This is a genomic window from Treponema sp. R8-4-B8 (assembly GCF_054786175.1).
In genome coordinates this window covers 108,835-130,476 of sequence record NZ_BDHE01000490.1, presented here as the reverse complement: position 1 = coordinate 130,476, position 21,642 = coordinate 108,835, and the positions used below count along the sequence as shown (strand labels likewise).

The window sequence follows — 21,642 nt, the reverse complement described above, 5'->3', positions numbered from 1 at the left end:
ATTAATATGTTATGCCAAAACGCAGATTCATCCACTGCGTTTGCTCTTCCGGCGGAGTTCTGGCGTATTTATACTCCATCCTGTAGTAATATGAAAAAGCGACATAAGCGCCGGGAGAAAAGTTCACCTGTACCTTAGGTTCAAATTCCAAATACGCGAATGGCGAATCGGGGTATCTCTTGCCTTCGCCGAAATCCTGCGCGTAGCAGAACATTATGCTGGGTACAATCAGTTTGCCAAGAAAGTTGTAAGCGAAATATGGTTTCGCGTACGCTACAGCGCGGTTCTCGGATTTTTCAAACCCAAAGCGTATCTGTGCGGTAAAATCCGTAGGCGCGTATTGGACAAAGAGCCAGTTTCTGGTAAAGAAAAAACTTGGGTCGCTGGCTCCAATCCCTGTAAACTCGCCAAGCGCCCATATCGAAAGACCGTCTAGCGCTCTCTTTAGCATATACTCTTCAACGCGGTACACAAACTTGGTTCCCTCCTGTCCGTCGCTTCCTGATCTTGCCCCTCCCTTGTCAAGATCGCTGTCAAAACGGTAGGCAAAACGCAGCATAAAATAATCATTGGCGTAGGACATGCCTACTACCGATTCCTGTAAAAGATCAAGAATTGTAGGTTCCTTTGTGCCTCCCGCGTCGGCGACATCATCATACCAATTCAATACAAAACCAATATTCAATTTTCCGGGAACAAAAGAAGGCTTATACTCAATACGCATTCCGCCGAAACTTGACACTTCCAGTTCCCGCCACATTTCCGGCCCGCCGGAACCCCACGGCGACCCACCCAGCTTTCCAAGAGATAAAGTAAGCTGATTATTAAAAAAATTACCCCAGCCAAAAGCATAGGACCACGTTGGCCCGCCGTTACTGCTGGTATAATTGTCCCAATTCAAGCGGGCTTTAATCCCAAGATTTCCCGCGGCATTAGTGTAGTCCGCGTTGATGCGGAAGCGCCCATAAGAGTCGCCAGCGTCGTCTTTACTGTTCAGTCTGACCCTTTCAATATTATCCACATCCGGCTGTCTATTTTCGATTTTTTCCCAAAGAATACCGCCCTTTACTTCTCCGCCTACATTAAACTCCTGGGCGAATACCGAAACGAAAGACACCGCCGCTAACAGTACAATAAAAATTTTTTTCACAAACATTCCTCCTCGAAACCGCCGTTATCTGGTAAATCTTACCGAAAGAATCTGACTGACAGGCAGCGTTACATAAGCGGAGTTTCTATCTTGGTTTATATCCACAGTTTCCCAGACCGGCTCTTTGGGATTCTGGCGATCACCCACATCCGCCTCGGTTGATCTCATGGCTGTCGCGCCTCTGATTGTAAAGCCTTGTGGAAGCTGCAATTTAACGGTACCCAAATCATAACCTCCTGTGTTATTTGTAAGCGTAGGAGTATACATTACAATATTAATTTCGCTAATATCGTCCATGGATACGTTCTGCCCCTTCCAGTTGACCGGATACACTTCCCCGCCTTTTAGCCTTACGAAAGCCATTACTTTCACCGCCCTACTTGGAAGATTACTGGTACTGTCAGTTACGCCTGATAAATTGGTATAAGTGTCAGGATTAATATTGTCTTTGGAAAGCGTAGTCGTTCTGTCAGCCAGTGTGCCTGAGTATGTAACGCCAACACGGTAAGTTTCGTTGGCAAACTTGGCAAAATGCGCCATTCCCCAACCGCGTGGGAGAATTTGATGGTCGGCGGTACCATATTGGCCGTCGCCGATCATGCTGTAGAAACGTTTTAAAGACCACCATATATAACCGCTCTCATGATTGTTCCGTATGGTAACATCAATGGAATTTAAGAACTGCCATATCCACGGCCATCTTGAATCCAAATTATATTCATCCGCGTTATTGCCGTTAAGGTTATACTCGGTCATCCAGACTTCTCTTGGATCAGTAGGATGGTATATGGTATTTGCGTTATTGGCGGTATTGTAGTAGTTGGTATCACGATCGCCGTAAATATGCCGGCCAATAAGATCGATATACTGCTTTGCCGGAGTAGGAACTGACGCAGACACGGTAATATCGTTCATCGCGTTATTGTTAATATTGATATTATTTGCGGATTCTCCGTTCATTGTAAGAACATAAGGCAATTCCCGCCCTCCGCCATAACCCGGTACATTGCCGGCATAAACGGTTTTATTGCTGCCTTGTTCACCCCCTTTAGTAAAGCGCCCCACCTGCCGGAAGAAATCCCTCATTTGAACGCCTGTCCATTCGCATCCCTCATAACCGCTTGCCACATAATTAGGCTCGTTCTGTATGGAAATTACATATATCGGGGCGCCGTTATTGTACATATTCTGAGCAAAGTTCCTCAGATAGAATGCATAATCCTGATAATTTGCGGTACGAAGCGAGCCGCCGCCGTTTGTGCTGTTATTGGTCTTCCATTCCATCGGGGGACTCCAGGGGCTTGCAAGGACATAGCCGTTGTATCTGTTGACCAATTTGACAAACTCGTAATAATTCTCCCTGTGTTTTTCGGGCCATAACAGGTTATTGGTAATCTGATACATGGTTTCATTTATGTCGATATTTTGTGGCGATATTATAATACGGAGCATATTGTACCCCAGCCTGTCAGGGTTAAACATATTTTCATAATCCGCCATAGTGTAGTCCGGAAAATTACTCCATACCACGTCCTGTCCGCCGAAACCTCGGACAAACTGATATTTGTCATCAAGGTTTATGGTTATAGTCGCGTTCGGGTTTTTTGAAGCGTCCGTAGACGGGGATATTACAACTAACTCCGCAACTTTACTGGTCGTAGTAGAGGTTGGGTTTGTCGCGAATGTATTGGTATTAGTGATAACTACATAATAGTAATATCGTTCTGCTGTAGTTGTGCTAATGGTAGGAGTATAAGAACTTTTGGTTGCTCCCTGTATCTCTGCCCCATCTTTATTAGAGGACGTTGTATTGGAATACCACTTATAACTTAGCGTACCGCCATCGTTGGATTCCGCCGTCACCGTTAGCGGGGTAACAGTAGCGGAACTCCCTATAAAATAAATTTCCCCCGAAGGCTGACTGGCTATTTCCGGCACGGCGGCGTTTGGATTTCTACTTATCCGTATTAAAGCCGGGCTGCTTATAACAGAGGATACTCTACGTCCTGTAACGCTATAATCAGTATTGGTAACAACGACAAAGTAGTAATAGTCACCGGGTTCATTTACCTCTTGAATACGTCCCATAGGATTGAAAGATCGGATTGTACCGCCTTCTATTAATGTTCCATTATCGTTAGTCGGCGTTCTTGCTTCATACCATTGGTATGTTATATCCCAGTGGTAGCCCGACTCGTCCTTATCGGTATCCTTAATGTTGTCAGTGACAGTAACATCCAATGGGGTTATTGTCATGTTTGATCCCAAGAAAACTTCACTTCCGCCCGTCGGCTGCTTAGTAATAATTGGGTATCTGGCGTTTCTACCGTCATTTACGACAATCGTTACCGGATCGCTTCTAACCGATACAATTTTCCTTCCTGTTACATTCTCATTAGTGTTAGTGATAATAACGTAAAAGTGGTAAACTCCCTCTCCGGTAAAAGAGGCGGTATAAGAAGTACCTTTCGCGTTCTGAATCAACTTCCCTGTATGGTATTCATATTCAATATGCCTTGTATAGGAAAACCACTGATAAGATAATTCGCCTTCACCCTCCTCAAGAGCGGCGACCGTAAAAGTCATAGTAAAACTTTGTTCTGTCTCAATATCGATTGATCCGCCAGTTGGCTGTGTTGTAATTTGCGGCATTACCGCGTCCACAGGCGTTACCGGAGCTTCATAACTCATATCGCAGGTTATAACTGACAGAATAATCACCAAAAAGCCCAGTATTTTTAAAATCATAGTTTTTTTCATTATTGATTTCCTCCGAAATATTGGTTTACGCGGAATGCTGTCCGTTACAGAACACTCTCTTCAATAAAAATTAAGTATCTATATTATGCTTCCATTCAATTAATAAAACAATGTTTTTTTAGGTATAAAATCAATATGTTAATGTTTGCTTTTTCTAGGAATACACGATGAAGGAGAAATCCGGTATATACGCTTAAAATGTTTGTAAAAGTGATATATATCGCCGTATCCGCAACGTTCTGCCGCCTCTGAAACTCTAAATTCGCCGCTTCTCAGGAAATTTTCCGCGTATTTTATACGTGTTTTTATAAGGTATTGCAACATAGTCATGCCTGTTTCGCGTTTAAATAAAGCTCCAAAATAAATAGGATCAAGGTTACAAAGATTTGCCATTTTTTTTACGGTAATTTTTTCCGGATAATGGGTTGCGATAAAGCGCAACACTTTCTGAATGCGTGAATCACTAACCGTTGAATTGGTATTATACAACGCGGTTTCCATAAACCGGTGAAGGATAAGCATAAACAAAGCGCGAATTTTAAAAGTATAAAGCGGTTGAGGGTTAATCCATGTAAAAACCAACTCGTTAAAAAGCTGGATAATATCTTCTCTTATGCCGATATGGCTGACAATTGGCAGAGGAATTACAGCCGGTTTCCCTTCTTCAAAGCTTCTTAAGGTAAAATTTACCGCGAAACAGTGCATAAGATTGTCAGGCCAGGTTCTTGCTTCACGGGTATGTCCGGGCGGAAAACATAGCAAATCGCCCGCTGTCAGGTCATAATTTATCCCGTCAATAATATAACGCGCGGAACCCTGGGTTACATAGGTTATATCCCAATAATTAAAGACCGGCAATCTGTGTTTAATTCCCCATTCAGGCGTACATTCACGATACACAAGGTACCCAATTTCAGGAATAATCCGATCATCAATCACAGGACTGTAAAAATCGGGGTTTGGTGGCGGGTAGCCATCCATAATAATCTCCAGAATGCAAGCTAATCAAAATTGATTAAACAATGTTTTTTAGGTATAAACTAAATATTAGTATTAACTAGGTATAAAGTCAAGATAATTTTTGCCTAAAAATCTTCTATAAATAGGTCAAATTATACTTTAGAACAACAATTAGAGGGATTTAAAAATTTTTCTCACACAAAGGAAGAATGTGAAACCATTCTAAAGGAAGCTCGTGGCATATGAGTAATAATCCGGTAGAGACTGCTAACAATTCAACAGAATTAGAAACCTATTTGCTAAAGAAATAATTTGATTATTTCATTACATTTAAATATGATAGCGATTCTAATTGGTCTTGATTATATACAGAAAAAAATTTCTGATATACCCGTCAAAATTTTAGATGAGCTTATATATACCATTAAACATAGGCATGTCAATCAGGAAACATTAGGTCTTGTTTTTGATACCTTAAATGGCGAATAGATCAAAACAATCGAGCCTGTCCTTACTTCAATCTCTTCGGGAATAGGTGATTATTAGCTATGGTTTTACTTTTGTTTCTATGATATGATTTACTTATGACTCTTATCAATCTTACGGCGGAAACGGGAAAGGCGTTGCCGCTGGGGGCGTCGTTGGCTCATGGGGGCGTTAATTTCGCGATTTTTTCGAGACACGCTACCGCGATTACGCTTATTATTTTTGAGTCGGCGGAAAAAAATAGCCCGCGGTTGGAAATCCCTCTTGATAAAAAGACTCATAAGACTGGAAATATCTGGCACTGTTTCATCAGAGGGTTGCAGGCGGGGACTTGTTATCTGTACCGCGCCGATGGTCAGTATGTTCCTGAAAAGGGACAGCGGTTTAATCCGCATAAAACTTTGCTCGATCCTTACGCTAAAGCTTTGACCGATATTAGCGATTGGGATTACGGAAAATGCGCCGGGTATGATACCGAGAAACCGGGGCGCGATCTTACCTATTCTTACGACGATGACATCGCTCATCAGCCGCGCTGTATCGTAGTCGATGATAATTTTGACTGGCAGGGCGATATGCCGCTAAATTATCCGCTTCGTTTCAGCGTAATTTATGAAACTCATGTTAAGGGGCTTACCGCTAATCCCAATTCGAGAGTGGAACATCCGGGTACTTACCGCGGAGTAATCGAAAAAATTCCGTTCTTAAAAGATTTGGGAATAACAAGCGTGGAATTTTTGCCTGTTCAGGAATTTAACGAAAATGAAATGATCAACCATCATACGCGCACCGGAAAAAAATTGACCAATTACTGGGGCTATTCTACAGCGGCGTTTTTTGCGCCGAAGGGCTCTTATGCTTCGGATAAAAGTCCGGGCGGACAGGTCAACGAATTTAAAGAAATGGTGCGGGAAATGCATAAGGCGGGTTTAGAAGTAATTCTTGACATTGTTTTTAACCACACCGCCGAGGGTAATGAAGAGGGGCCGACTTTTTCTTTTCGAGGGCTTGATAATTCAGTCTATTATATACTAAACGAAAATAAACGTTTCTATCAAAATTATTCAGGCTGCGGCAATACCGTAAATTGTAATCATCCTGTGGTGCGGACGTTCATTATGGACTGTCTTCGTTATTGGGTTATGGAAATGCATGTTGACGGGTTCCGTTTTGATTTGGGGTCGATTCTTGGGCGCGATCAATCGGGGAGGATTATGGAAAATCCGCCGACTCTTGAACAGATTGCCGAAGACCCGGTTTTAAATTCGACAAAAATTATCGCGGAGGCGTGGGACGCGGGCGGCGCTTATCAGGTGGGATGGTTTCCCGGAGGGCGCTGGGCGGAGTGGAACGATAAATTCCGCGATGATGTGCGAAGATACTGGAGGGGTGATTTAAAAGAAACGCGGTTTCTGGCTACCCGTATCGCCGGCAGTTCCGATTTGTATTTGCGCGATGGGCGCAAGCCTTTTCACTCAATCAACTTTATTACAAGCCACGACGGTTTTACGATAAATGATTTAGTTTCGTATAACGATAAGCATAACGAAGAAAATGGAGAGAATAACTGCGACGGCAGTAACGCTAATTTCAGTTATAATTACGGGATTGAAGGATTAACCAACGATCCTATTATCAGTACTATTCGAGAGCGGCAAATAAAGAATTTTTTCGCCACTATGATGGTTTCGCTCGGTACGCCTATGATTCTTGGCGGCGATGAATTTGCACGTACTCAAAGCGGCAATAATAACGCTTATTGTCAGGATAACGAGATTTCTTGGTACGACTGGTCGCTGCTAGAAAAAAATGCCGGTGTGTTCCGTTTTGTAAAAGAAATGATTGCTTTTCGCTTTAGGCATCCTGGTTTTATGCGCCCTGAATTTTACACCGGCAGGGGCGGCGCGTATAACGCGATTCCCGATATTACATGGTTCGACGAAGGCGGCGTTTCTATCGACTGGGAAAAGATCGGCTATTATCTGGCTTTACGCCTGATTGGCACAAAAGCCGACACGTTAGCTGATAGGGATGATAATGATTTTTACATTATGCTTAATGCGAATTCCGATCTTAAAAATTTTACGGTCGCCGATCCGCCGCCAAAGAAAAAATGGTTTCGCGCCGTCGATACGGGGCTGTCGTCACCTAACGATATTCTTTTGCCCGGAAGTGAAGAGGCTCTTGCTTCTCAGCGTTCTTTTCCGGTTAAAGCAAGAAGCATAGTAATTTTAATTTCAAAGGAAACGTAAAAAAATGGATGACAGCAGTTTTATTTTTGGCGTTGATCTTGACGGAGTAGTCGGCGATTTTTACGGCGAGATGAGAAAAATCGCCGCCGAATGGCTAAACAGACCGGTTGAATCCCTTACTACCGAAGTTTCTTACGGTTTTAAAGAGTGGGATATCGACGAGTTTGGCGGTTACGACAGATTGCACAGATTCGCCGTAACGCAGCGAAATATTTTCGGCAGCATGGAACCGATTCGCCACGCTCCGGCTATTCTGCGGAAATTATCCAGCAAGGGCATAAGAATCCGCATTATCACACATCGGCTTTTTTTAAAATATTCCCACGCCGCGACAATTAAACAAACAATAGATTGGCTTGACAATTACGACATTCCCTACTGGGACATCTGCTTTATGAATGACAAAGGCGCTGTCGGCGCGCACGTTTATATTGACGACACTCCCGATAACATTATCAGTCTACGCAAGCAGGAATGTAAAACAATTGTATTTAGTAATTCCACAAATCGCGATCTTCCCGGCCCCCGCGCCGAAAACTGGTTTGACGTTGAAAAACTTGTAATGGAAGCCTGCGAAGAATGGAAAACCGGCACTGTGGGGCTCTTTGTTAATTGAGCGCTATTGTTCTTACGACAATTAACGCCAAATGGACACATCCTTCTCTAGCCCTGCGTCTCCTAAAAGCCAATCTCGCTTCTCTTGAATCTCAATGCGAAATAATCGAGTTTGCCCTGCGCCAACCGTTATGTGAAATGACAGCGCCCCTGCTTGCGGCGCGTCCTGGCGTTTTAGGAGTCTCGGTCTCTATTTGGAACCACCTTGCTACGATAGAACTGCTTTCTGCGCTGGAACATCAATGGACAGCGTACGGTGGGCAGAGACCCATAATCGTTTTGGGTGGTCCCGAAGTTTCTTTCTTATCTGATAATGCGGATATTTTTAAGTTTGCGGATTATGTTATTTGCGGAGAGGGAGAAAAAGCATTTTGTATGCTATGTGAAAATATCCTAAATTGCAATCAACTATCCTCTGATCGAGAGGCTTTTTTTACTCCCCATAAAAACCTCTTACAAAATGAAAATAAAATGTTTAGCGCAGGTACGCAAAGCTCTGCCGGCGACATATGGCTGAATTTCCCAAACGGCCACGCCAAAGCGTGCGTCAATCAATGCCAGCCATCCGGAGCTGGCAGGGCTTTGCGTACCTGCGCTAAAGATATGATCTTCAATATGCAAGATGATTTAACTGAGATAAAAACTGCCTATCATCTCTATACGGATGAAGATATTGCGCGGAAATTAATTTATGTGGAATCAAGTAGGGGGTGTCCGTTTGAGTGTGAGTTTTGTCTTAGCGCGGTTAGAGCGAAAGAGCGTGGCGGAGCGGAAATGTTAAAGAAAAGCGATAGAGCGGTAAAATCGGAAAAGCTTGGTGGAGCGGTAGAGGCAGAAGAGCGGGAGGGCGCGGTAAAGGCGATGGAGAGTGGCGGAGCGGTTAGGGAATTTCCGCTTGAAAAGTTTTTGAATGAGATGGATACACTTGTTAATCGTGGGGTGAGGACTTTTAAGTTTTTGGATAGGACTTTTAACGCTAATATTAAACGCGCTGTAAAAATTTGTGAGTTTTTTCTTCGGAAACTGGAGGAGAGAGGGGGAGAGGGATTTGCTCCTTTTGTCGTTCATTTTGAAATGGTTCCTTCGCTTTTTAATAGGGAGTTATGTGAAATACTAGCGCGGTTTCCGCCGGATTCACTGCGGTTGGAAATCGGGGTTCAAACATTAAACCGCGAAGTTTCTGCGCGAATTCGCAGGCCGGGGTGGCGGAATCAGGTTATTAATCCGGAAAAAGAATTGGAAACTATTCGCTTTTTACGGAAAAATACTAATGCTATTATTCATGCGGATCTTATTGCGGGGTTGCCAGGGGAAGACCTACAGTCCTTTGGCATGGGATTCGACCGTCTTTGGCAAGCGGTAAGCGAAGACGGCGACTTGTCTCAAAAGCGCGAAGCGAAAAATCCGCAGGTAGAGATTCAGGTTGGTATTTTAAAACAGCTTCCGGGGGCGCCGATTTCGCGACACAATGATGTGTTCGGTATGCGTTACAATCGCAAGCCGCCTTATGAAATAGAAGAAACTTCATCAATTTCCGAGGTTGATTTACGGCGGGTGAAAAACTTCGCCGCTTTTTGGGAGCGGCTTGTGAACCGCGGAGTGCTTTCTATTGAAAGCAGACTGGTTTTTGAGAAATTTATGGCGCTCTCGGATGGGCTTTTTGAGCATTTCGGAAAAAATTGGGGAATTGATAAGTGGGAATTGATTAAAGTGGCGACTGATATTTTACATGAAAATTTAATCGAAAAGAACTCACAATAAGATTACAAAGAAACAAAGAACACAAAGAGGGAAGAGGTGGTTTTTGTCCGCAATCCAATCGTAAAGCCCACGCCCAGCCCTCGGACAAAAACCCCCTGATTCTCCGACTATCTACTACACGTATATTTGTAGTAAATCTCTAATCTCTCTTGGTTCGTTCTGGTTCGTGTGGTTCGTGGTAGAATAATTTTCCAAAAAAACTTTCAAAAACAGTCAAGCAAAACCGCGAGTCCGCACCCATATAGGGAAAACACTTTTTGAGGAGGCTCAATTATGAGTATCAATAAAAAATTCAAGAGCAGCGTTTTCTCCTTCATCTTCAGCAACCCTGACGTATTAAGAGAACTCTACTGCGCCCTGGAGGGCATAACCCTCACCCGCGATGTCCCTGTCGTCATCAACACCCTTGAAGACATCCTGTACATGGACACTTATAACGACATTTCCTTCGAAATCGGAGGAAAATTGGTAGTCCTGATCGAACACCAGTCCAGCATAAACCCGAACATGGCACTGCGTCTGCTAATGTACATAGGCAGGGTTTATGAAAAAATCATCGATGACAGGAAAATCTATTCATCGGCAACGCTCTCCATCCCAAGACCTGAGTTTTTCGTGCTGTACAACGGCGTAGCCCCGTTCCCCGACGAGAAGATTGTAAAATTATCGGATTTGTTCATAAGCACGGAAGGCACGGAGTTTTCAAAAGTCAAGTTTCCCGCCATGGAACTGGAAGTGAGAGTAATAAACATTAACGCGGGAAAGAACGAACAGATAGCGCAAAAATGCCAAACCTTAGCCCAGTACAGCGCGTTTATATCGAAGGTGAGGGAGTTTCTGAAAGAGGGTATGCCCTTAAAAGAAGCGATGAAAAAAGCCGTGCAATACTGCCGCGAACATGATATATTAAAAGAGTTAATGGAAAACCACGCCAAGGAGGTAATGAGCATGCTGACAACAAAATGGAACTGGGATACCGCGAAAGAGGTTTGGCAGGAAGAGGCTCGCGAAGAAGGCCGAGAAGAAGGCCGAGAAGAAGGCCGAGAAGAAGAACGAAAAGAAATCTTTAAACTTCTTAAGCAGGGATTATCAGTTGATGAAATAGAAGAAAGGTTGAAAAAATAATGGGTTTTCTAACAGCAAAATGGAACTGGGACACTGCGAAAGAAGTCTGGCAGGAAGAAGCCCGAGAAGAAGGCCGAAAGGAAGGTCGAGAAGAAGCTCGCAAGGAAGCCCGCGAAGAAGGCCGAGAGATTGAGCGCAAAGAAATACTTAAGCTTTTTGAACAGGGCTTGTCAGTTGATGAAATAATAGAACGGTTGGAAAAACAATGAGTTTTCTAACAGCGAAATGGAACTGGGACACCGCGAAGAATTTTTGGAGTCCTCTTCTAGCCTGTGTGCGCTCAAAACTCTCCTTAGAATTTTGGTAGGAGTTACAATATCATAAATTAATATTGACAAATTATTATATATATGTTAAAATTAACAAATGTTTAATCTTTTATAGGAGAATATTATGAAAAAATTCCAAAAACTAGCAATTGTAATTGTGTTTTTACTTTGTATTTGCGGGTTCATAGAAAATTGCAATAATAATTCAGAAACGGATTCGGTAACGAGTATTAGGCTAAAATACAATAATAATGAGATAACTGATGATTCGTTTACGGTAAATTTGGAAGACGGTACAATAACATTCACGGCTGACGTTCAAGTGACCGGTAAGGCGTCTAAAAATTTCACGCTCACAAGTTCCGATCTTGATATTGCAACCGTATCGGATAAAACCGTCACTTTGCTTGCGGAAGGGCAGACGACCATTACGGCAACCGCTGAAGACGATTCAACCAAAACCCACGCCATTACATTGATTGTTACAGCACAGGATTCAGTAAAGAGCATTAAACTAAAATACAAAGACAATGAGATCGACGATTCGCTTACGGTAAATTTATCGGATGGTCCGTTGACGTTTACGGCGGATGTTCAGATAACCGGTGGAGCGTCAAAAGATTTCACGCTTAAAAGCTCCAATACTAGGATTGCGACAGTAGCAGCGGATAAAAGAGTTTTTTTAGTAGCAAAAGGTCAGACGACAATTACGGCAACCGCCGTAGGCGATTCAACCAAAACCCACGCCATTACTCTGAATGTATCGGTGGAGTATAAAATTTCCATCACCGGAGGTACGGCGGATATGACAACGGCATTATTAGACCAAACAGTTACGCTTACTCAAGAAATACCACCCGGCAAGATATTTATTGGTTGGACTATTACCCCGGCCAGCGTGCAGATGCTTTCCGACAATTCGTTCAAGATGCCGTCAGCCAATGTCACTGTTACGGGCAACTATGGAGACAACAAACCGTATTATATAACGAATAATTTTGCTGAGGACTCGTCTACAGGGTTTTTGGTGCAATGGCATCATTTTACTGACTCGACGCAGACCTTGCAGTATGTAAACGAGGACGGCAATTTTGAAAATGCGACAACAATAAATGTGGTTGGCGTACCATTTCAAACATTAGGCGTTGTCGGAAATTTTGGGTCCAGGAAGATTTTCAGAGCGAATTTGACCGGGCTTACCCCGAATACTCGTTATAAATATCGTATGGGCAGCCCGGGAGCGTGGTCGGACGAATACCATCTTTTAACGTCAAGTGGAAATGCCGATGATTTTAGCTTTACCGTAGTTTCTGACCCGCAAAGCGAAGAGCACACCGACATGGTTAATGTATTAAACGCGGCCGACGCTTTTGATACAGATAACAAATTCTATCTTATGGGCGGTGACCTTGTAGATGCGATTGGTGGAAGACCGAATGAAATTATTAGTTACACAAATGCGGCAAATGGATTTAACAACAAAAAGCCAATAATCGCGACGCAAGGCAATCACGATACCTATTTTATTGATGGTTCTTCATACCGTTTCGGTGAAGCCGAAGTATTTAACGCTTTTATTACATTCCCCGATAACGGCGGAGACACTCAGGCGAATAAGGCGAAACTAAGTCAAAGCTATTATTTCTATTACAATAAAGTGTTAATTATCATGCTCAATACTATGGCTACGAGTACTGGTACGGGAGGCAACCCCGATTATACAAGACAGGCGAACTGGTTAAAGGAAGTCCTGGAAAAAGACCGCCAAAACCATTTAAGCAGGTATACGATTGTATTTACGCATATCGGTCCCTTGGGAGGCATAGAGAATAGCCGATGGCTGACACCTGAATCCCGCGCTGCATTCGGTAAAATTTACACCGATTACAACGTTGATATTGTCTTTTCCGGCCACGACCATGTGTATGCCCGCTCGAATACCATTAAAATTGGGGGAGATTACTCGCTCACAGCAATGGAATCGGCAGGGAATTTCAATCCTATCTCCGGCGGAACGGTTTTTTCAATCGCCAGTGCGACAGGACCAAAATTTTACGCTATCAGCAAAACAGATACATGGATACCTAAGTATTTCCCGGCAAGAACCGATGAGCAATCACCCGGCGTATTTATAAACGTCAAAGTAACCGCAAGCAAACTCATTGTTACGGCTAAAAAAGTTGGAACACCAGCACCGTTGGATACCTATGAAGTAAGCGCAAAATAAAGATATGCGGCATTTCGCTAAAACCGAAGTGCCGCATACCATGAAATTTATCATTATCTGGATATTACGCCAAAGAACTCACACTAAGCTCACAAAGGTACAAAGATCACAAAGGGGGAAAAGGGGTTTATGTCTGTTATCTTATCGTGAAGCTCATGCTTAGCCTTCGGACAAGAACCCCCTCTTCCTTAGTGTTCTCCGTGTGAAATATTTTCAAAAATTTTTCAAAAACGGTCAAGCAAAACCGCCACCTCGCGCCATATATAGGTGAACCTTCTTTTTGAAGGTTCGGAAAAAATTACTTTTTGGAGGCCACTTATGAAAAATGTGAACAAAAAATTTAAAAACAGCGTTTTCTCCTTCATTTTCAGCAAGCCTGACGTTCTAAGAGAACTCTACTGCGCCCTGGAGGGGATAACCCTCGACCGCGATGTCCCCGTCGTCATCAACACCCTTGAAGACATTCTGTACATGGACATTTACAACGACATCTCCTTCGAAATTGGAGGAAAACTGGTAGTCCTAATCGAACACCAGTCCAGCATAAATCCGAACATGGCGCTGCGCCTGCTAATGTACATAAGCCGGGTTTATGAAAAAATCATCGATGACAGGAAAATCTATTCATCGGCAACGCTCTCCATCCCAAGACCTGAGTTCTTCGTATTGTACAACGGCGTAGCCCCGTTCCCCGACGAGAAGATGGTAAGATTATCAGATTTGTTCATAAGCACGGAAGGCACGGAGTTTTCAAAAGTCAAGTTCCCCGCCATGGAACTGGAAGTGAGGGTAATAAACATAAACGAGGGCAAGAACGAACAGATAGCGCGAAAGTGCCAAACCCTAGCCGAATACAGCGCGTTCATATCAAAGGTGAGGGAGTTTCTGAAAGAGGGCCTGCCCCTAAAAGAAGCGATGAAAAAAGCCGTGCAATACTGCCGCGAACATGATATATTGAAAGAGCTAATGGAAAACCACGCCAAGGAGGTAATGAGCATGCTGACAACGAAATGGAACTGGGACACCGCAAAGGAGGTTTGGCAGGAAGAGGCTCGTGAAGAAGGCCGAGAAGAAGGCCGCGAGGAAGGCCGCGAAGAAGGCCGCGAAGAAGGCCGTAAAGAAGGCCGTAAAGAAGGCCGAGAAGAAGAACGAAAAGAAATCTTTAAACTTCTTAAGCAGGGATTATCAGTTGATGAAATAGAAGAAAGGTTGAAAAAATAATGGGTTTTCTAACAGCAAAATGGAACTGGGACACCGCAAAGGAAGTCTGGCAAGAAGAGGCTCGCGAAGAAGGAATTAGTGTAGGTCTGGCTCAGGGCCGCGAAGAAGGCCGTGAGGAAGGGATAAGTGTAGGTTTGACTCAAGGACGTGAAGAAGGCCGCGAGATTGAGCGCAAAGAAATCCTTAAGCTTCTTAGACAGGGATTATCAGTTGATGAAATAGAGGAAAGGTTACTAAAACAATGAGTTTTCTAACAGCAAAATACAACGGAGACAGGAGGTTCCCTTTATAGTGTATGAATTTTCATACACTCTTTAAATTCTTGTCCGAGAGCTCAGCATTGGCTCTTGGGCAAGAATTCTTCCCAAAACCATAAATTTTTTTTAAACAAAATAAAAAAAAACTTGACAAAAAATAAAAGCGTTATATACTAATATACAGAATAAGATTATCCGGTCCCTGCCCTGTACTTTTTATAATACTCTGTGGTGGACAAAGACCAGATAAAAATTACTAAAACGGCGATTCAAAAAACCGCCAAAAAAAAACGCGCGTTGCGCGTCAAAAAAAATCGTACCTGCGAGGGGACAGTATTCCTATTATAAATTATTTGGAGGAAAGAATGAAAAGAACGATTTTTGTAGTTATGGCAGTACTTGCAGTATTCGCCATTGTAAGCTGCGATAACGGTACAACGACAAAACCGACACCGGAAACATATTCCGTTACCTTTGTTGCCGCAGGTGGAACGCCGACTCCTACTCGGTTAACAGGAATAGCGAAAGATGCTACAATAACACAACCGGCAGCAATGACCAAAACAGGCTATGATTTTGGTGGTTGGTTCAAAGAAGAAGGTTTAGTTAATCAATGGAATTTTGCCACGGACAAAGTTACCGACGATGTAGTGCTATTTGCTAAATGGACACTGACACCGGGACAGGAACCGCCTCCGGAAATTGATTATGCAAGAGCCGAAGAAGTAACCCTTGGTAATGCTTTTTACTTGATTTATCAATTTAAGCTTCCTGCGGGAAAAACAGGTGCTGATTTTGAAAAAGCGCAAGCGTCCTATATGTTATTAGATGAAGACCTTGCCACCGCTACTGCTAGGAATGGCCGTTTAATGGGCAATTACGTGTGGGATGATTTCACACTCTGTACTGGTACGGGCAATGCTGAAGGGCAGAATCTCGCGATTGCGACATACGCAAGTGGTGCCGGAAACAAAAACAACGCGTATATTTTGGATACAGGTAAATTGGGTAATGATACTAACGCAGGATCGCTTGCTACCAAATTGGCGTCTGAGTATGGTATAACAGCCGTAGGTGGTGAATGGTTTAGCCTTTCTTACGACCTTACAGGCGGATCTAAACTTGGCGATTATCTAGTAGCTAATCTTCCGTCAAATTTCACTGGCGACACATTGTTCTTAGGCGTTGGACTTCCTGGCTCCGGTGCGTCTGATTACAACCATTTCTTCATAAGGGATATTAAAATACTCGGTTATGATGAAGGCGTTGAAGTAGCTGGTATACCGCTCTATTTCGTTAAAGACGGAGTAAAATATGCGGCGTATTCAGGCTATACAACTGTTGATGGAAGTAACGGTTATGGCGGAGCGTCCCGCGAACTGTTAGATGGCAGTGTACCCGTAGCGGTAGATTTGACCGCTGTAGATGTTTCCTCTAAAGATATAGTTATAACATTCAACTATAACTTCGGAGCCTACGAAGATGAACCAGAACCTGCCCCATTAAAAACACCTGCCAAAAGCTACGCACCTCTTGGCGCCGATGTTTTCCCGCCAATAGTGATACGTGCTGATACATACGGTTTAGCTTCTTGGAATACAAAACCTGATGGTTCAGGCATTAAAATAACATCAGCTTCTAAGTTAACCGCCAGTACCGTTCTTTACGCGCAATGGGCAGGTCAGATTGATATTACGCTTAATCTTAACTACACAGGCGCTCCGGCTCCCACAGTTGTTACTATCGGTTTTGGCAATTCGTTAGACGATGCATTAGTTAGTCCCACACGGGATGGATTTACCTTCATAAACTGGTATACCAATGCTAATTTTGCCGCAGCAGGCGCTACTGTTGTTAAAGCTAATACACTTTTAGAAGAAACTCAGACCATTTACGCTAGATGGGTAGAAAAAGCGGCGGAAGATTTTGAAGCTCCGCTAGTTGTAACCCTCAATGGTGCCAATAATGGGATGGCAGTTTTAACAGAAGGAAAAACTATTACAATAACAGATGCTTATATACTCAATTCGGCTGGAACTGCGCTTACGAGACAAAGCGGTGTTGATTCAATACGGTTCGGTATTACGTTACCCGCCGATAAAAATTTATTTGCCTATGAAAAAGTTGTCATAGACTATACCTTGACGTTTGCGTCAAGTGTGGCTAGTGCTGCATATCCTGAGACAGTAGATATGGGAGGAGGTAATGGTGTAGTTAACGCTCAAGTTGGTAACCAATACAAAACCCAGATTTTCTATGGCAAAGACACTACAGCTGCTGCTAACAATATCAACTACTTTGACCTTAACGGCACTAACGACCCCGTTCTGTCATGGAATACTATCTCAATCCCTGAAGGAACAGACGGTTTTAGCATCAAGTGTAACCCCTATGGTTTTGGCTCAGGTAAGTCAATGCCAGGTGTAATTACGATCACGATTAATAGCGTTACCCTTGTAGCTTACGCAACTGAATAATTGTAACTGCCTTATCTGACCACTGTTAAAGTGGTCAGATTAGTACCCGCCTGACCACTTACAAGTGGTCAGGTTGGGTTTCATTTAAGAGGAGCCAATACTGGACAAACCTCTTTTTTTCTTGTGAACCCCTTGGCAATAGCCAGGGGATTTTTATATCAGAGGAGCATTAATATGAATAAAAAAACAGGCGTAGCCGCGTTTACCGGTATCATTCTGGCGGCCACGCTTACAGTGGCGCTGATTTTTGCCGCGTGCGCGTTAGGCGGCGCGGAAGACCCGCAGAAAAATCTGACAGATCCGTATATCAGCGTACAGCCGCAAAGCAGATCGTTTTACACGGACGCCTATACCCCGCCCGAATTAAAAATAGAAATTTGGGACTGGATAACCGCGGACGGCTCAATTACATACCAGTGGTATCAATTTGAAGATATCAACGAATATTGTCAAAATGGCGGCAACATCATTAACGGCGCGACAACCGCCAGTTATACCCCCAACATAAGCCCCGCGCCTGGTAAAAAGTATTATTTTTACGTCACTGTCACTAACACCAATAGCGCCGCGTTAGACAAGACAAAAGAAACAATACAGAGCGAAGTGGCAACCATCGCCTTTAGCGCCCCCGGCGACCCATTGGTCCCCGTCATTTACAAAAATCCCGCAGACGCGAATTACGGTTGGGGCCGCTCGTTAAACGCCCTCAAAGTAGAAGCAATGTTGCAGAAAACAAACGAAAACGTCCCCGCGACAGGCACAATTACTTATCAATGGTACTCAAATGATACTCGCAGTATCACGGACGGAACCGCCGTTCCCACGGCGGATAAAGCTTCATTTATGCCCGGTTACGACATACTGAAAATAAATGAAAACTATTTTTATGCCGCAGTTACCAACACCGTAATCTCCGGCACCACTGCAAACCCCATAACAAAAACCGCAGTCGCGTACAGCATTCCCGCGATAGTTAAAATGATCCCCGGCGTTGCACCAGCCATCCCCCGCATAGACTCACAGCCCGCCGACCGTATCTATTTTAACAGTGATACTACAATCGACCCGTTATCGGTAACCGCCGTATCTCCCGATCTAGGAGACTTATCTTACCAGTGGTATTGGAACGCTCCGCCCACGACCGCGCAAGCCACGCTCAACCAGGACGGAACTATTATTGACGGCGCGACAGACGCTACATACACTCCCCCCAAAACACCGGCTAACCGCTTCTATTATGTGGTTGTCACCAATAAAAATGAAGGTGTCACCGGTGATGTTAAAACAGCGTCCATTAACAGCAAAGCGGTACAAGTCCGTATTGCCGACTCCGGCTCCGCGACGGCAAACGCGAATGTCAAAATTCCGACTCCGACTGTCGCCGCCAACCTAAGACAGTATGTCCGTGGTTACGGCGGAATGCACGTCGCCTGGGACAATTTCCCACGGTTGGACGCCGAAGATACCGAATTGATGTATAACCCCGACAAAATGGGTTACAACATACTGCGTATCATGATTAGACCGGATAACATCGACATTAAAAAAACAATGGATGACATGGTTTACGGTTCCTTGCGCCAGTTCTATGCCGACTATTATGAAAATTGTAAAATCGTAAACAAATACGGCGGCTATGTCGCCGCAAGCCCCTGGACCCCGCCTAAAGAATGGAAGAGCAACAACTCGATCAACGGCGGCGGCAACCTAATCCCGTCATACTACCGCCTCTTTGCCAACTACCTGCGTACCTTTGCCCAGCTCATGTACGACAAAGGCGCCCCCATTTATTGTATTTCCATTTCAAACGAGCCTAACTATGTCGCCGGTTACGACGGCTGCGAATGGTCCCCCACCGAAATGAGGGACTTCTGGCTTGAAATTGGACATTTTACGGACGGCGTCCGCGGCTACGGCGGCGGCAAAGAAATTCCCTACGTGTTAACCATGAACGGCGAATCCGCAAATACTCCCTTTATCAACCGCGCCACTCTGGCGGATCCCAAATCACGGGCGGTAGTAGACCTTCTTGCACGCCATATCTACGGCTCACGCACGGACAGTCTGTATAATAACGCCGATGATAAAAAAACATTAACCAGACCCGACGGCTCCTTAACCGAAGTCTGGATGACGGAACACAACATCAACAGCGCCAACGCCACCGGTTACTACAACGACTCAACATGGAACTATGTATGGCGCTACCTGAACGACGTAGACCTTGTTATGCGTATAAACAACGAAAACGCCTTTGTCTGGTGGGCAAGCAAACGCTTCTATAGTATGGTAGGAGACGGACAATTTGGCGCGGCGGAACACGCTCCTCTTCCGCGCGGTTGGGCATTAACCCACTATGCTCGCTATACCACCGACACCACCAGGATTAATTTGCCTAACGGTAGTATAACCGGCACAATTAAAACGGTAGCCGGCACCTCTGTTGATATTGGCGCTACCGAGCGCGGTACTTCAATCGTAAACAACACCACCGACGACATGGACAATATTTCGGTACGCATTACCGCCTATGTGTCTCAGGACGGAAATGAAATCAGCATGGTTATTTGGACGCCCACAAAAACAGACGGTCTAAACGGTTATGAACTTGGTACTGTAAAAATCGATCTTCCCGACGGATTCCTTGTAAAAGGCGTAAAAGCGCACAGGTCAAAAATCACGAGGGTAACTCCGCCTACCGGTGATCCTTATGATCGTTATGATATGTTCCTGCCGGATGACGATACGATAATAAGCGCTGACAGAAAGTCGGCGTATGTAACAGTCCCGCGCAGTCAAATTCTGTCGGTTAAATTTACCAGATAGGAGCGGAAAAACAATGAGAAATGAACGATTAATAATTAGAAATTGCCGCTCCGTCATACTAGCCGTAATTCTTGTGTTTGCGTTAACCGCCACTGTTTTCGCCCAGGAAATAAAATTTTCAGGCGAGGCAAAAAGCGGTATCTACTGGCGGCAGTATCAGAATGAAGGTGAAGACCCTGTTAATTTCGTTATCATGCACAACGCGGACGACGCGGGCAGCGTAGATGACTCGAAAAAAACAGGTACCGCTGGCCGTTTCCGGCTCAACATAGAATATGAAAGTGCCAAAGGTTTCGGCATGAAGACCCGTATTAACTGGGAAAATCTTGCCGACCTCCCGCAGTGGTCCTATGGTTTTGGTTACGGTAATTTTTTTAATAACCAGTTAACGGTCTCTGTCGGCAAACTGGGGTCATCTCCCTGGGGAACCGGCGGGCCGGAAATGTGGAAGGAATTGGAAGTTACCAACATCAACTTTGGCATGAGGACGGAATGGAAACCCGCGTTTTTACCCGGCCTGAACGCCGGCTTTGTACTGAACAATTTTAACGGCGACATGGATCAAGGTTGGGATGTCAGCAAACCGCTTTCACTGTTGAATATCCTGCAAGAATCGGTCATAGGCGTGTCCTATACCCACGACCTGTTCCTTGTCCGTCTGGCATACCGCTTTGACGACCAGGTAGACGCGATACAGGGCAACAAATATAAAGTAGGAGATGTTGAAGTTAGCGGTCAGGGAGAAGACGAATTTATATACCGCCTCGAAGAACGCGTATTAAAAACTTACCTGCCCGGTTTCCAGATTTGGGCAATGGGTCATCTGTTCGGGCTGAGCGCGGAAAATAAAGACATTCAATGGTTCAGAAACTGGCTGTTTATACAGTACGCTCCGGACCTCTTTACCGCGCAGCTTCGCATAGGCTACGACTACATCAACAGCAGAAGCGATTTCTACGTAAAACCGAGTTTTTACTGGAACTTTTTCGACAAACTTCTGAGCGTCGGCTTGTCATTCGCCTACTGTCAGGATTTCGGCACCGGTAAACTCTACGAAGGTTCTCCCTACCGTTATATTGAACTGGAACCCAAAATACAGTTGAACTTTGACAACAACTCGTATATTGCATTTGCGTATAACTTCAGGCAGGAATATCTGCACCCCTGGGCCGGTTTAAAACCGGGAAAAGACCCGCTTAGACAGACGCAGTGGATGAATCTGCGCTTCTGCGTTTATTATTAGGATTAGGAGGCTT

General features: G+C 44.3%; 14 protein-coding genes. 11 read left to right on the top strand and 3 right to left on the bottom strand.

Going from position 1 to position 21,642, the window contains the following annotated elements; all coding sequences use genetic code 11:
* Window position 1: 1 nt before the first annotated feature.
* The 3 genes from ACYVRA_RS17465 to ACYVRA_RS17455 form a co-directional block, all read right to left on the bottom strand.
* Complete coding sequence (locus ACYVRA_RS17465) at window positions 2–1,150, bottom strand: hypothetical protein (protein WP_461254018.1); 1,149 nt, start codon at window positions 1,148–1,150, stop codon at window positions 2–4.
* A gap of 24 nt (window positions 1,151–1,174) precedes the next feature.
* Window positions 1,175–3,910, bottom strand: coding sequence for a hypothetical protein (locus ACYVRA_RS17460; RefSeq protein WP_461254017.1), 2,736 nt, complete (start codon window positions 3,908–3,910; stop codon window positions 1,175–1,177).
* Between the two features lie 138 nt (window positions 3,911–4,048).
* The gene (locus tag ACYVRA_RS17455; protein WP_461254016.1) at window positions 4,049–4,891 is read right to left on the bottom strand and encodes a helix-turn-helix domain-containing protein; all 843 of its coding nucleotides are present in this window, start codon (window positions 4,889–4,891) and stop codon (window positions 4,049–4,051) included.
* Between the two features lie 563 nt (window positions 4,892–5,454).
* Here ACYVRA_RS17455 and glgX point away from each other — a divergent pair.
* The 11 genes from glgX (at window position 5,455) to ACYVRA_RS17400 (ending at window position 21,629) form a co-directional block, all read left to right on the top strand.
* Entirely contained in the window at window positions 5,455–7,608 is a 2,154-nt protein-coding gene (gene glgX / locus ACYVRA_RS17450) for a glycogen debranching protein GlgX (protein ID WP_461254015.1), read from the top strand.
* Window positions 7,609–7,612: 4 nt separating this feature from the next.
* Window positions 7,613–8,224, top strand: a complete 612-nt coding sequence (locus ACYVRA_RS17445; RefSeq protein ID WP_461254014.1) for a 5' nucleotidase, NT5C type — start codon at window positions 7,613–7,615, stop codon at window positions 8,222–8,224.
* Complete coding sequence (locus ACYVRA_RS17440) at window positions 8,221–9,984, top strand: B12-binding domain-containing radical SAM protein (protein WP_461254013.1); 1,764 nt, start codon at window positions 8,221–8,223, stop codon at window positions 9,982–9,984. The genes ACYVRA_RS17445 and ACYVRA_RS17440 overlap by 4 nt, the downstream gene beginning before the upstream one ends.
* 273 nt (window positions 9,985–10,257) lie before the next feature.
* Complete coding sequence (locus tag ACYVRA_RS17435; RefSeq protein WP_461254012.1) at window positions 10,258–11,109, top strand: Rpn family recombination-promoting nuclease/putative transposase; 852 nt, start codon at window positions 10,258–10,260, stop codon at window positions 11,107–11,109.
* The gene (locus ACYVRA_RS17430) at window positions 11,109–11,318 is read left to right on the top strand and encodes a hypothetical protein (RefSeq protein WP_461254011.1); all 210 of its coding nucleotides are present in this window, start codon (window positions 11,109–11,111) and stop codon (window positions 11,316–11,318) included. The genes ACYVRA_RS17435 and ACYVRA_RS17430 overlap by 1 nt, the downstream gene beginning before the upstream one ends.
* 184 nt (window positions 11,319–11,502) lie before the next feature.
* Entirely contained in the window at window positions 11,503–13,605 is a 2,103-nt protein-coding gene (locus ACYVRA_RS17425) for a metallophosphoesterase (protein WP_461254010.1), read from the top strand.
* A gap of 318 nt (window positions 13,606–13,923) precedes the next feature.
* Complete coding sequence (locus ACYVRA_RS17420; RefSeq protein ID WP_461254009.1) at window positions 13,924–14,826, top strand: Rpn family recombination-promoting nuclease/putative transposase; 903 nt, start codon at window positions 13,924–13,926, stop codon at window positions 14,824–14,826.
* Window positions 14,826–15,071: a hypothetical protein gene (locus ACYVRA_RS17415; protein WP_461254008.1), complete on the top strand. Its 246-nt coding sequence runs from the start codon at window positions 14,826–14,828 to the stop codon at window positions 15,069–15,071. Before ACYVRA_RS17420 ends, ACYVRA_RS17415 begins: the two co-directional genes overlap by 1 nt.
* 377 nt (window positions 15,072–15,448) lie before the next feature.
* Window positions 15,449–17,560 (top strand): InlB B-repeat-containing protein, encoded by a 2,112-nt coding sequence (locus ACYVRA_RS17410; protein WP_461254007.1) that lies wholly within the window; start codon window positions 15,449–15,451, stop codon window positions 17,558–17,560.
* Between the two features lie 174 nt (window positions 17,561–17,734).
* Window positions 17,735–20,386: a glycoside hydrolase gene (locus tag ACYVRA_RS17405; protein ID WP_461254006.1), complete on the top strand. Its 2,652-nt coding sequence runs from the start codon at window positions 17,735–17,737 to the stop codon at window positions 20,384–20,386.
* Between the two features lie 13 nt (window positions 20,387–20,399).
* Window positions 20,400–21,629, top strand: a complete 1,230-nt coding sequence (locus ACYVRA_RS17400) for a hypothetical protein (protein WP_461254005.1) — start codon at window positions 20,400–20,402, stop codon at window positions 21,627–21,629.
* Window positions 21,630–21,642 lie beyond the last annotated feature (13 nt).